The following is a 13,620-nucleotide window of genomic DNA, read 5'->3' as shown; positions in this document are numbered from 1 at the left end:
CCCTTACGCCGCTTTCTTAAGAAGCTTTTCAACAATTTCGTTGGCGATTTCATCAACTCTTTTAGCAAGCTTCTCTTTCTCCTGCTCGAAAGATGCCCAGATTTCAGCTTTGGCTTTCTCAACTTTAGCCTGCATCTCTTCTTGAGCCTGAGAGATAATCCTTTCTCTCTCTTCTTTGGCTTCTTTAAGAGCAGCGTTGAGAAGCTCTTTGGCTTTCTCTTTAGCTTCGGCTATTACAGCCTGATACTCTTGTAAAAACTTCTCAGCACTCTTTCGTAACTCCTCCGCCTCAAGCTTCAGAACATTAAGCTCCTCTTCTCTCTTGGCGAGATGGGTGATCATAGGTTTAAACAGGACTTTGTCCATAATCACCATAAAAACAAGGAAGTTGATCATCTGAACGATGACCGTGGCGTTGAGACTTACAATATTTCCTTCCATAGCCTAACCCCTCTCACAATGTAGTTAACTCTCCTCCTCCAAGGAGTGTGTCACCATTATAGAAGGCGCACACCTGCCCCGGAGTAGGTGCGTCTAAACTCGGCTGTAATTTTACAAAAATTCTATCATTTTTCAATAGTGAAAACTCTTTAACTACCGCTGTTTTGCCACGATATCGAATCTGAATCTCAACGGTTTTATCCCGAAATTTTTCCGGCGACACATGCCAGACAACATCTTTTATATAAAAAGAATTTCTTAAAAGTTCCTCCCTTTTGCCTAGAACGACCTTTCTATTTTTAACATCGATATTTAAAACATAAAGAGGGTATTTATACGGAATTCCCAATCCTCTCCTTTGACCAACTGTGTATTTGTAGAACGCATCAAATTTCCCAAGAACAGTTCCATCTGTTAGAACAAATTTCCCGGAACCGTTTTCTATAAAATTAGATAGAAAAGATACCACACTGCCGTCAATGAAACATATATCCTGACTTTCCCCTTTAAAATCAAATCCTACATCTTTTGCTTTCTTTATAACCTGTTTCTTTGTTAAATTTCCAAGAGGTAAAATCAATTTTTGAACAGCTGACTTTTCAATCGTGGATAGAAAGTATGACTGCTCTTTCCCGAAATCAATTCCTCGTTTAATGACTTTTTGACCAAACTCTTCAGAGTGAACAATCCGTGCATAGTGACCGGTAGCTATAAACGGCATTCCAAAATTCTCAGATAACTCGTAGAGTTTTTTTATTTTTATTTTCTTATTGCACATCACACAGGGATTGGGAGTTAATCCTTTTTTATAATAATCAATAAACGGCTCAATCACTTCTTCAAGAAACAATTCTCTATAATCGACTACTGTCAATGAAAGATTTAAAAGCTCAGCACTTCTCTTTGCTTTTTCAACATTCTCTTTACCAGAAAGTAAAAACAGAACTGGATGAACTTTAAAACCCTGTTTCTTTAACAAATAGGCTGAGTAAAAACTATCAACTCCACCACTAAATCCTAATAGAACTTCTTGTGACATTAATTATCTCCCTCGTCAACAGCAATCTCAACAGTGAAATCGGCAAACTTCAGAACTTCTTTAAATTCCTTTATGATATTTTGATAATTCACTTTTCCTTCTTCAACCATATCCATTAATTTTTCGAGCTCTCTCGTAAATGACTCACTCACATAATCACCGAATCTCGTTGAAAGATAGTTGTAAACCTCTTTTCCTAAAGAAGTGGGATAGAGAAACTTTCCTCTCTCAACAACATATTTTCTGTCAAGAAGTGTTTGAACAATTTTCGCGTATGTGGAAGGCCGCCCTATACCTCTTATTCTCATCTCTTCGACCAGCTCTCCTTGTGTAAATGGGTAAACTACCGGAACTTTTTTAATCTTAAACCTTTTAATCATTATTTCCCCTTTATCAGAATCAAAAGGAAAACGAGGAAGAGAAACTGGTAATATCAGATTCCACCCATTTTTTAAAATCCTACCATAAAAATCTTTTTCTTCCTTAATATCCAACGGTAATACTTTTAGCAAAACTTTAAAAACTTCAACGGAAAACGGAATCATCTGAGAAGCAATAAATCTTTTGAAAACAAGATCATAAAGTTTAAAATGATCATCTGAAAGAGCACCCCCAACAACAGAAATAGAAGCTCTAAGAGTATCTGCTGACATCGATCTAACAGGTCTTATACATTCATGAGCTCCGCCTTCACCCCACTTTCTCGGCTTAAAAAATTCTTCACCGAACCTTTCAAGAATAAACTCTCTAGCAACCAAAATACCAGCCGAAGATACTCTAATGGAATCTGTTCTGTGATAAGTTATAAAACCGCTCTCAAATAGTTCTTGAGCAAGTGACATAACTTTTTCTGCAGAAAAGCCAAGTTCGAAAGAAGCAGTCTTTATCATTTCTCCTGTGTTAAACGGAGGAGGAGGAACCCTATCAGCAATTTCCTTTTCAAGAACTTTATATTGAAGCTTTAAATCTTTTATTTTTTCATCTGCACTATCAACGAAAAACTCAAGGACACTTTCATCAGTATAAATTTCAAGGATCGTTTTCTTTTTTTTACTTTCTTCTTCTCTTTCTATAACCCATCCTAAAACAGGCGTCTGAACCCTTCCTGCCGACAACCATTTTTTACCGAAATATTTCTGCAAATTTTGACTGAGGGAAAAACCAACCCATCTATCGGCTATTCTTCTTACTATTTGTGCTTTAACAAGATTTTCATCAATCATCCTCGGATTAGACACTGCTTCTCTAAAAGCCTTTCTTGTAATCTCGTGAAACTCAGCCCGCTTTATATTCCTTTGATAAGGCTTTAAAGAAAGAGCTATATCCCAACCTATCTTTTCTCCTTCAGTATCCGGATCAGAAGCCACAAAAATTTCATCTACTTCAAGAGAAAGCAATCGTAAAGCAGAAATAATTTCCATCTTATCAACATCCATAGGCTTTCCACATCTGGGACAAAAAGTTTCAATTCCCTGGTAACCACAGCGGGAACACTTTTTTATTGTCCCGTAAACAGGAACAAAAAACCCGTCCTCCGGAATGACTCCCCACACACCATCTTTTATAGTCAAATCAAAAACATGACCTTTTGACGCAGTAATAATGAAAAGCATATCACCTGTATTAACCTCATAAGCGTCTATAATTCCAACTCTTCTTCTCGTTGGATTTCCAAAAAAAGAGGCTATCGTTTTTGCTTTGTGAGGAGATTCAACAACTACCAGTGTAGGCTTAACCAGTTCTCCAGTTTCTACTCTAATCTTTCCTTCAAAAATAGCTTTAACTCTTTCTCTATCCTTGTCTACTTGCTTAAAAATCTCGTCAAGTTCGTCAATAGTTATAATTTCAAAGCCTTTTTTTCTGGCAACTTCCCTGCCCAATTCGTTATCAAAAACTTTGAAGTTGATATCTTCAAGATAAAGGAGCAACCTCTTCCTCAAAGAGTTAAAAGCTTTCAGATTATCAACAAGAAGAAAAGAAACACCTTTTGTAAGCCCTCCAGCAAACATTCTCGATGCTCTACCAGAAGCCTGGATATACCCGGTAGAGTCACCGACAACGATAAAGAATTTTCCGTTTTCTTCTTCCAAAAATACAGAATCACTTTTTTTAATTTTATCAATAAAACTTTCATCGGAAAGATTTTCTCTCAAATATCGGGCAATTTCCTCAATCTTTTCTTTAACAGGTGGATAACTATCAAGTTTATCCTCTGTTAAGGTTAGATACCTTCTTAAAAATGGTAAATAAGCGGCTACCTTATCCTGCTCCAGAAACTCTCGACACACCAGAATAAAAGTAAATAAACGGGAGGGGGAAAGAGAAACTTCAAACGGAAACTTCATACGAGGAACACCTATAAAAACAACATATCTAACAGCATCCGGAATATCAATACCCCTGGCAAGAGGATTCCTGTAACTTGCGATACCAACAACCGCTTCTATCTGCCCTTTTCTAAATTCATCGAATTTGTCAACTGAAAAATCTTCATAAGATACGGAAACAATACCTTTACTGTTTAAAAATGAAACAACTTTATCTACATAGTCTTTACCGTAAGCTTCGGAAACAAAAACAAAAACGCCTCTACCAAACATTTTAATAAGTCCCAAACTTTCTTCTAAAAGTCCCTTTTCCGGAAAAACTGCGACATCTTCAACATTTCTAAGAGAGGTTCCTGTCTTTCCTACTTCAAAATCCAAAAGTTCTCTAAAAAGTTTTATCTTTTTAGAACGAGGAGCAGCTGTGGCTGAAGAAACTACCAGAACAGTTTTAATGTTTTGTTTAAAAACTGTTAACTTTTTCTCTAGATAATTCAACCTCTTTAAAAAAAATTGTTTAGATTTTTCCGAAGAAACCTTTGCAAGCTTTTGTTTAATATCAATAATTTCTATGGCAATAGATAAGGCATCATCGTCAAATCCGACAAGTTTTAAAATCTTATCTATATTTCTTCCGCTTTTTAATACAGAATCTACATCATCAACAAAAATAAATTCAAAATCTACAGGAATTTTATTCCAGTTTTTGTATAGAAAGTTGGTAGTTGTTACTAAAATTTCAAAATCACCCGAAAATATCCTTTCTTTTTCTGATTTTTTACCTGTATAAGCCAGAACCTCTCTATCGGTTAATTTTGTAAGTTTCTCATAAACCTGCTGAACCAGAATACGTGTAGGAACAACAATGTAGGATTTTCCTTTTAAGAAAGATGAGGTTACCATTCCCCATGTTGTTTTCCCTATACCGGTAGGAGCTATCAAAGAAAATGAACGCTTAAGGGCAACCCTTTTAGCCCATGTAAGTTGAAGAGACCATGGAATAAAACCTGTTTTCTCTCTGAAAAACTGTGAAAATTCATTAACAAAACCAATTACGTCGCATATATTCTTGTAGTGGCTTAGTTTTCTTCTCTCTTTTAAAATTTTACATATATCTTTCTGAGACATAGAACAATCAAATTCCGGAAGGCATTTTTCGCAGGGAAGCCCTTTATCTAATCTATCGCTCCCTTCATCACCTCTACAGTTAGGACAAAGATTACGGAAAATAGCCGTTTTCACAGTAACCTCCCTTAAAAGGCATTACCTTATTATAAAAAAAGGCGGCTTTAAAGCCGCCTTCAATCTAATTAAAAACTTTATAAACCTTTTAAGCTTTTGTTGCCCATTTTATAAGAATCTCAGCAACTTCAGGCCTTGAAAACTGTTTAGGAGGTTTCCTTCCTTCTCTGAGCATAGCTCTTACCTTTGTCCCGCTTAAATGAATATGGTCTTCTTTCCCATGAGGACATGTTTTCGCAGTTGCCATATTTTCACACTTAACACAGTAAAAAGCATGTTCAAATTTCAAAGGCTTAATTCCAAGCTCATCCACGAACTGCTCAACAAACTCTTGCGCCTCATACGTTCCGTAATAATCACCTACTCCAGCATGATCTCTACCAATTATCATGTGTGTGCATCCGTAATTTTTTCTCATAAGCATATGATGAACCGCCTCTCTCGGACCTGCATAGTGCATAGGCGCCGGAAGAACGGAAAGATGAACACGACTTTTGTTAAAGTAATTCTCTATAAGAACTTCGTAACACTGCATTCTAACAGGAGCAGGAATATCATCCTTTTTTGTCTCTCCAACAAGAGGATGGATAAGTGCACCGTCCATTGTTTCAAGAGCACATTTTATTATGTATTCATGAGCCCTGTGAATTGGATTCCTGGTCTGAAATGCTACAACATTTTTCCAGTCTTTATTCTCAATAATTTTTCTTACAACAGCAGGATCTTGATAATAATGTTCCTCAATACCTTCTCTTACAGGTCTATTTAAAAGTCTTACTATCTCACCACCGATAAATTTATCACCTGCACTCTTTATAAAAGCAACACCAGGATGGTTCTCATCAGTAGTTTTAAAAACATTTTGACAGTAAAAGTCAAGGTCAAGAGTATATTTATCATCAACAATCACAACGGCTATAGGTCTATTATGAACATCGTAAATGGCTATCTCATCACCAAGTTTTACGCTCTTCCAGAAATTCTCCGGAACCGGAAGAACAATAGGAATTGACCACAAAAGACCGTTAGGCAGGTGAACATCTTTAATGACAGATTCAACCTCTTCTTTAGTCATAAAACCTTCAAGAGGAGAATAACCTCCTATGGCTATCATCTCACAGTGACCTACATATCTGTTTCCAGCAACAATCTTTGGCAAAGATTCAACTTTTTTTAAAAGCTCTTCTCTCTCTTCCGGTGTTGGCAGTTTGTTTATGAGCTCTCCTCCATGTGGTGCTATCATCTATCTTCCCCCTTTATCAATCTTCTATCTATCAGATAGGAAATTATCTTATCTGCACACTCATCAAGAGACTCTTTATCTGTTTCAACAACTATTTCAGGATTTAAAGGCTCTTCGTAAGGATCATCAATACCTGTGAAATTTTTAATTATCCCGGCTCTTGCCTTTTTATAAAGACCTTTCGGATCTCTACTTTCACAAACCTCAATAGGACATTTAACATAAACTTCTATAAAATCTCCTTCTTTTACCAATCCTCTAACGAAATCCCTATCTTTCCTATAAGGAGAAATAAAAGCCGTAAGCACTACTATACCGGCATCGACAAAAAGCTTCGCCACTTCTCCTATTCTACGGATATTTTCTCTTCTATCCTCTTCAGAGAATCCTAAATCTTTATTCAAACCCATCCTCACATTATCACCATCAAGAACATACGTGTGAACACCCATTTTATAGAGCTTTTCTTCAACACGATGAGAAAGTGTTGATTTTCCTGACCCGGAAAGTCCTGTAAACCAGAGGATAAAAGATTTATGATTCTTCATTCTCTCTCTATCTTCCCGTGTAATACGCCCTTTATGAGGAATAATAAAGCGTTGAGTCACAACCACCTCCAGAATTTCTTCATAAAAACATCAATTTCAACACGGCAATTGTAACAAACATGTATATTAACGATAAAGGCAATCCAACCTTAAAGAAATCTTTAAATCGATAATTACCAGGACCATATACCAAAAGGTTGGTTTGATATCCTATAGGAGTTAAAAAACTTGCAGAAGCCGCAAAAGCAACAGCCAAAATAAAAGCCTTAGGATCAACAGACAATTTTTGAGCAACAGATAGCGCTATAGGGAACGTTATGGAAGCCGCTGCAAGGTTAGTTATAAATTCGGTCAAAACGTTCGTTGTAAGATAAACAAATAAAAGAGCAGCGGTTATACCAAAAGGGATTGAAACAGGAACAAGTGTATTTGCGATAGCATTGGCAAGACCTGTGTTAACCATTGCCTTACCGATGGCAATGGAAAGAGCAGCAATTATAATAATGTTAAGATCAAAACTTTTCTTAATCTGACTGTAAGAAGCTATCTTAAAAATAACAAAGATTGAGATAAGCAACAAAAGAGATTCGAATAAAGGCACGATTTTTAGAGCAGAAAGTAAAATAGCTAATAAAAATCCAACAAGAACCGGTAACGCTTTTTTCTGATCAATATTGATTATTTCTTTAACTTTTGAAATAACGTAAATATCATCAGAATCAGAAACTCTGTCCCAGAAACTTTTTCCTGCAAGAATCAGTAACAAATCACCAGGTTTTAAAACAATGTCTCCTATTTTCCCCTTTAATCTTTCTCCATTTCTGTGAACAGCTACAATGGCCGCATCAAAACGTCCACGAAAATTTGTCGCTTTTACTTTTTTACCAATGAGAGAAGAATTCTGAGGAATAAGAGCTTCAACAAGCTCTACTTTATCATCTCCAAAAGAGCAAACAGGCGGAAGTTTAAATCCAGCCTCTCCATTTACAAGCTCAATTATCTTCTCTGTTTCACCTGCAAAAATCAAAACATCGTTCTCTTTAATAACATCTTTCGGAGAAACGGGAGTTATTCTCTCTTTCTCTCTTATGATTTCAACAAGAAAAAGGCCTTTCAAATTTCTTAACTTTGCTTCTTCAACTGTTTTGCCTATTATGTTAGATCCTGAAGGAACTATGGTTTCAACCAGATATTCCTTTTTTTTCTCAAGAAATGCAGATACCGCATCCTTCCTCTCTGGAAGTAACTTGTGTCCCCAAATTAACATATAACCCATCCCGGCAAAAACAGCAGGAATTCCTACATAACTAAAATCAAAAATCTTAAATGGTTTAAGACCTGCACTAACCACAAGACCATTAACTACAAGATTGGTAGAAGTGCCTATAAGAGTGACTGTTCCACCTAAGATGGCAGCATAAGAAAGTGGAATAAGCAGTTTAGAAGGAGCTATCCCCTTTTTCTTTCCCCAATCATAAACATATGGAATTAAAGCAGCCACTATAGGTGTGTTATTTAGAAATGCCGAGAAAAAAGAAACCGTCCCCATTAAACGAAATAAAAACTGCCTATACGAAAGCTTCTCATCCATAAGTTTGCTAAAAATATACCCGGTTATGCGAAAGTTTTTAATAATTGAACTTACAACAAGCAAAAGAGCTATTAGTGCAATCTGTTCATTTGAGAAACCTGATAGTGCTTCATGAGGTGTCAAAATTCCAACAACTACCAGGAAAGAAACAACAATAGTAAAAGAGGCAGCAGGATGAAAAATTTCCCTATAAAGCAAAAAAATCAAAACAGCAATCGAAACAAGTAAAATAAGCGCGTGAACACTCATACATTTTTCTCCTGAATGCCAATTGCCATTATTTTAATACATTAAAAAATCTTTTTAAACAAACCTTATTTAATTAAGACTAACAAACGTCCCCTCTCCTTTTACGTAAGAGATAAAACGTCTATAAACATCATGAGAAGAGAGAGTGTCACTATTACCGACACAAATAAGCTTTCTGCGTGCTCTCGTAATAGCAACGTTAAGTCTTCTTATATCTTTTAAAAATCCTATTTCACCGGTATCGTTTGAACGCACAAAAGAGATGACTATAACCTCTTTTTCCCTTCCCTGAAAACCATCAACAGAGTTCACTTCAACCTTTAAATCCCTTTCAAGTAAAAGTTCTTTAATAAGCTTAACCTGATTAGCATAAGGAGCGATTATCCCTATATCTTTCCTTGAGATCCCCATATCTACAAGATGGAAAACAAAATTTACTGCAAGTTTTGCTTCCTCATAATTTTCGTAAGAGGTACTACCAGAGGGCTTAAATTCAAAGGCATTTATCTGTGATGTGTCTGCAAAGGTTAACGCTTCTTCTGGATTTAAAATAGCTTTATATGAATCCGGGATCTTCACATTACCTAAAATCAAATCTTTTAATGTATGATTTCTAACAGAATCATCCGCCACAAGTTTACCGTCATAAAACTCTTCGGAAGGAAATTTCATTATCTTTTCATTCATCCTATACTGAACAGTAAGCATAGTTGAAAGCTCTTTATAGTTATCTATCAGTCTTTCAAAAAGAGTCTTTTCAAGCTCTTTGGCTTCTTCACTTGTAACAGTAGGCGGGAGTTGCTTGTGATCACCAGCAATATAAAACCTTTTAGCTCTCATAATAGGTATAAGAGTGGATGGTTCAACCTGTTGACTCCCTTCATCTATTACAGCAACGTCAAATTCAAAATCCTCAAGTAGATCCGATTTAACCATCGAATTGGTTGATATAACAACATCGGCGTCGGCAATGATTTCTCTGAAAAGCTGTGTTTCCATCTCTTTAAGTGCTTTTATTCTTATATCTATCTCATAGTTGGCTAAAAGCCAATTTGCCATAGAACGGATTTTCTTAGCAGGAACTCCTCTGAATGATTTCCCTTTTTTTCCTAAATGAATAATCTCTTCATCTGTCATACCTCTTCTCAGCGAAGGAACAGGTTTGAGAAATTTATCCCTTTTCTCTATCAATTCTCTTACTTTTTCCCATCCCTTTCTTATGGTTTTGCTTTTTTCATGCTCTTCAAAAAGAGCAAAAATAGAAAATTTCTCCAACTCTTCCAGCACTCTTGCAGGATGACCTATTCTAACAAGCTTTAAATCAGAATATTTTGATAAATTTAACAGAATATTGTCCGCTGCAATATTGGAATCCGCAGTGGCTAAAACTCTCTCTTTCCTTCTAACAAGCTGAACGATCAACTCCGTTATAGTACTTGTTTTTCCCGTCCCCGGGGGACCGTGAACAAGATAAAAGTCTGGAGAACCTAATGCGTGACTAACAGCCAATTTCTGAAAGTCATTCAACTTTTTGTTAACGGGCACAAAAGATCCTTCTTCTGAAAGTGTCGGCTTCTTTAAACCTAAAATAATATTTCTCAACTCTCTTTTTCTACCAAACGCATGACGAAACTCTTCCAGATTTTCCTCCATCCGTTTAAAGGTAACATCGTTTACATAAAGATCAAGTCTAACACCTTTTTTATAAACCCACTGAGGTGGTTTGTTATCAAATGCAACAGTAACTGTTTTTTCCGTCACCCTTATAACTGTCCCTAGGAGATCACTTTTGAGAGGATTACCGCGGCTTACCAGAACGATATCACCGTTTCCTATCTCCGTTTCAATAGGCTTTTCTCTGTAAAATCTGACAAGGTGAAGATGAAATTTCATCCCGGCACGTGTGCCTTTCAAATCAAGAATAGCCCTTCCTAAAAGCTCTCTTTCTCTTCCAGATAATCTTCTAATCTCCTCTTCCTGGAATTCCATTTCGGCAAGTCGTTCAACATCGATAAGATGCTTAAAACGCTCTACATAGCTGTGAACCGTCTTTATCTCTTTTTCAGTTTCTTTATCAGGTACAAAGTCTCCATAAGCTTTTACAAGTAATTCATCTTTCAGATAGACAAGCGCCGAAAGATTAGCTATAAAAACTTCTTTGATATCGTGTTTCCTCAATCCTATCTTTTTCAACTCTCTGTATAACCTCTTCTCATCTGTAACACCATTTATTAAAATCGGCATCTTTACCTCTCTCAAAATTTCTTTTATGCTTGTAATATACAACCAATTGAAAACTTTTCACTTTCTAAACTCTTCAAACGTTGATTTAATTGTTATAATATTTTTCTAGCAGTTTCAAAAACAACCACCGGGTGGCTTATGGCTGAAAACACAGAAAAGAAAGATGTAAAGTCAACAGGGAGGATTACAGGCGCACAAAAAGCAGCCATTCTCATACTTTCTCTACCTGAGGACGAAGCAGCCAATGTTCTAAAAAAGATGAAAGAGCATGAAATAGAAAAACTTGTAAAATCCATGTTCTCTCTGGGACCTGTTAACAAAGAGCTCGTAAAGCTTGTTCTCGAAGAGGCTTACGGAAAATTGACACAGCTTGCCCCATTAAAAGTCGCTCCCGATAACCTCAGAAAGCTACTTGAAAAAGCCCTACCTCCCGAAAAATATAGAGAACTGTTAGAAAGCACAATGTTTTCAGAAAACAAAAAAATGGTATTTAAAGAACTTGAAAAGCTTGATCCTAAATTCATAGCTAAACTAATAGAAAAGGAACATCCACAAATAATTGCCATTGTTTTATCCCAGATAAAGCCACAAAAAGCCGCTGAAATAATTCAATACCTGCCTAAACGGTTAGGAGTTACGAATGTTAGAGACGAAGTAATTAAGAGGCTGGCAACCCTCGAAAAAATATCAACCAACACTCTGAAACTTGTAACAGAAGCGTTAGAAGAAGAACTCATAACAGTAGGTGCCGGAAAAGAACAGACACTAAGCGGTGTTGATATAGCTGCCGAAATTGTCAACGCATTGCCGAAAGAACTTGCCAATGAAATTCTGGAAGACATTAGGAAAGAAAATGAAAGTCTGGCAGACTCCATTGAAGAGAGAATGTTTAAATTTGAAGATATTCTCAAACTTGACAATCGTGCAATTATCGAAATTCTCAAAGCTGTTGAGAAAAATGATCTCATTCTTGCTCTCAAAGGTGCACCTGAAGAGATTGTTAATAAATTTCTTTCCAACATGTCAAAACGTGCCGCTCAAATGCTTATGGAAGATATGGAAGCCCTCGGACCTGTTAGAAAATCTGATGTTGAAAAAGCAAGAAAGAAAATCATTATGGTCATAAAACAACTTGCAGCTGAAGGTAAAATAGACATAGGTGGTTCTGAAGAACTGGTATAAGGAGGCAGTGTGGCAGAAGATTTCCTCTCCCAGGAAGAGATAGATGCTCTCCTTGGGGAAGATAAAAGCGATAAGGAAGAAAGTTTTGAAGCCCAGAAAATAAGACCTTTTGACTTTTCTGAACTCGAACAGATAAAAAAGGGAGATGTTCCGGGCCTGGAGCTAATATTTGAACGCTGGATCAAAATTTTTAGTGAAAGGATAAGAACACTGGTTCCAAGAATTTCTATGGTAAGTAAAGACAGTATTTACATAACAAAATTTGATAACTTTATGTCAAAAATCCCCCTTCCCTCAAGTTACAGTATAGTAAGCATGAAGCCTTTAAAAGAAAATTTTCTTTTTGTCCTGGATTCACGACTGGTATTTGTAATTATAAGCGTTATGTTCGGTGGGCCTGCCAAGCCATTTAAAGTAGAAGGTAGAGACTTTACAAGACTTGAAACAAAAATCATTAGTGATTTCGTCGATATAGCTCTCGAAACATTTGAAAGTATCTGGAAAGAGTTTTACCTGGTAAAAATAGAGCTGAAATCAATAGAGCTAAACCCTTCGCTTGCAAGAATCGTATCACCTAACGACAAAGTTATAGTAGTGGAATGCAACATGGATATCGAAGGCTATGAAGCACCTTTCTTTTTCTGTTTTCCTCAGGATCTATTTTTGCCGATAAAAGATATGATCTTCTCCGAAACAGGCTTTACTAAAAAAGATCCAATATGGGATAGAGAACTTATAAGAAAACTCAAACATCTAAAGCTCAACTTACACCTTGAACTGGAAAGGAAAAAGGTTAAAGTTAAGGAACTCATTAACTGGCAGGTTGGGGATAAAATTTCCCTTTCCGTAATGAAGGGAGACGAAATTCTTCTTTACGTTGAAGACAGACCCAAATTTAAAGCCAAAATGGGTAAAATAAAAGATAAATATGCAGCACTTATAACAGACATAGCTATTGAGAGGAACGGAAATGACAGAAGAGAAGCAAAACCAACCTCAACAGGAAACGGAACAGAACCAGACGACAGAAAATCAGCAGAGCAGTGAACCTTCCCAAGAGGACCTTGCTGCCCAATGGGAACAAGCACTTGCCCAACAACAGACGGAATCAGGAGAGCAGCAAGAGGGAAGGGACGAAGCCTCTGCAAATACGACTACCGAAACACCTGCTGAAGACGTAATGGCTGACTGGTCTCAAGCACTGGCAGAGCAGCAGGCAACCGAAAAGATGGCCTGTCCCGAGCTTGAAAAAATGGAGCTTTTAGCCGATATCCCGGTGGAAATTTCTGTGGAGGTTGGCAATACAGAAATGAAGCTGGAAGATATTCTTAATCTTCATCCTAACAGTATAGTAGAACTTGACAGACATATAAACGAACCAGTTGATATAAAAGTAAATGGGAAACTTGTTGCAAAAGGCGAGCTATACGTGGTAGAAGACCAATACGGAATAAAAATAACACAGATAGTAACCCCCGAAGAACGTTTGAAACTCATAGATTACTAATTCATCGCTA

The 13,620-nt window shown here is 36.7% G+C and carries 10 protein-coding genes; 3 read left to right on the top strand and 7 right to left on the bottom strand.

The genetic code is table 11. From position 1 onward, the window contains the following. Positions 1–3: 3 nt before the first annotated feature. The 7 genes from BLW93_RS00275 to BLW93_RS00245 form a co-directional block, all read right to left on the bottom strand. The gene (locus tag BLW93_RS00275) at positions 4–441 is read right to left on the bottom strand and encodes a F0F1 ATP synthase subunit B (RefSeq protein WP_076712108.1); all 438 of its coding nucleotides are present in this window, start codon (positions 439–441) and stop codon (positions 4–6) included. 13 nt (positions 442–454) lie between these two features. Then, positions 455–1,480 (bottom strand): tRNA 2-thiouridine(34) synthase MnmA, encoded by a 1,026-nt coding sequence (gene mnmA, locus BLW93_RS00270; protein WP_076712107.1) that lies wholly within the window; start codon positions 1,478–1,480, stop codon positions 455–457. Further along, positions 1,480–5,046, bottom strand: a complete 3,567-nt coding sequence (gene rgy, locus BLW93_RS00265) for a reverse gyrase (protein WP_076712106.1) — start codon at positions 5,044–5,046, stop codon at positions 1,480–1,482. The genes mnmA and rgy overlap by 1 nt, the downstream gene beginning before the upstream one ends. An 88-nt stretch (positions 5,047–5,134) precedes the next feature. Then, positions 5,135–6,289 (bottom strand): sulfate adenylyltransferase, encoded by a 1,155-nt coding sequence (sat, locus tag BLW93_RS00260; RefSeq protein WP_076712105.1) that lies wholly within the window; start codon positions 6,287–6,289, stop codon positions 5,135–5,137. Continuing rightward, positions 6,286–6,897, bottom strand: a complete 612-nt coding sequence (cysC, locus tag BLW93_RS00255) for an adenylyl-sulfate kinase (protein ID WP_076712104.1) — start codon at positions 6,895–6,897, stop codon at positions 6,286–6,288. The genes sat and cysC overlap by 4 nt, the downstream gene beginning before the upstream one ends. Before the next feature lie 19 nt (positions 6,898–6,916). Continuing rightward, entirely contained in the window at positions 6,917–8,677 is a 1,761-nt protein-coding gene (locus BLW93_RS00250) for an SLC13 family permease (protein ID WP_076712103.1), read from the bottom strand. A 69-nt stretch (positions 8,678–8,746) separates the two neighbouring features. Further along, positions 8,747–10,921 (bottom strand): IGHMBP2 family helicase, encoded by a 2,175-nt coding sequence (locus BLW93_RS00245; protein WP_076712102.1) that lies wholly within the window; start codon positions 10,919–10,921, stop codon positions 8,747–8,749. 138 nt (positions 10,922–11,059) lie between these two features. Here BLW93_RS00245 and fliG point away from each other — a divergent pair, with 138 nt between their 5' ends. Genes fliG through fliN form a run of 3 tightly spaced genes read left to right on the top strand, consistent with a single transcriptional unit; the run spans position 11,060 to position 13,610 of the window. Continuing rightward, entirely contained in the window at positions 11,060–12,103 is a 1,044-nt protein-coding gene (fliG, locus tag BLW93_RS00240) for a flagellar motor switch protein FliG (RefSeq protein WP_076712101.1), read from the top strand. Positions 12,104–12,112: 9 nt separating this feature from the next. Beyond that, positions 12,113–13,150, top strand: a complete 1,038-nt coding sequence (gene fliM, locus BLW93_RS00235) for a flagellar motor switch protein FliM (protein ID WP_076712100.1) — start codon at positions 12,113–12,115, stop codon at positions 13,148–13,150. After that, positions 13,074–13,610 carry a flagellar motor switch protein FliN gene (gene fliN / locus BLW93_RS08955; RefSeq protein WP_076712099.1) on the top strand — a complete coding sequence of 179 codons (537 nt, stop codon included), beginning with the start codon at positions 13,074–13,076 and terminating at the stop codon, positions 13,608–13,610. The genes fliM and fliN overlap by 77 nt, the downstream gene beginning before the upstream one ends. Positions 13,611–13,620 lie beyond the last annotated feature (10 nt).

This window comes from Desulfurobacterium indicum (assembly GCF_001968985.1).
Classification (GTDB): domain Bacteria; phylum Aquificota; class Aquificia; order Desulfurobacteriales; family Desulfurobacteriaceae; genus Desulfurobacterium_A; species Desulfurobacterium_A indicum.
Note: the sequence above shows the minus strand (reverse complement) of the source record. Positions and strands in the feature narration are given on the sequence as shown.

Excerpts from the sequence above, each read along its gene's own strand:
- mnmA (WP_076712107.1), bottom strand. The coding sequence starts at position 1,480 with ATGTCACAAGAAGTTCTATTAGGATTTAGTGGTGGAGTTGATAGTTTT.
- fliN (WP_076712099.1), top strand. The coding sequence starts at position 13,074 with ATGACAGAAGAGAAGCAAAACCAACCTCAACAGGAAACGGAACAGAAC.
- BLW93_RS00245 (WP_076712102.1), bottom strand. The coding sequence starts at position 10,921 with ATGCCGATTTTAATAAATGGTGTTACAGATGAGAAGAGGTTATACAGA.
- sat (WP_076712105.1), bottom strand. The coding sequence starts at position 6,289 with ATGATAGCACCACATGGAGGAGAGCTCATAAACAAACTGCCAACACCG.
- BLW93_RS00275 (WP_076712108.1), bottom strand. The coding sequence starts at position 441 with ATGGAAGGAAATATTGTAAGTCTCAACGCCACGGTCATCGTTCAGATG.
- fliG (WP_076712101.1), top strand. The coding sequence starts at position 11,060 with ATGGCTGAAAACACAGAAAAGAAAGATGTAAAGTCAACAGGGAGGATT.
- BLW93_RS00250 (WP_076712103.1), bottom strand. The coding sequence starts at position 8,677 with ATGAGTGTTCACGCGCTTATTTTACTTGTTTCGATTGCTGTTTTGATT.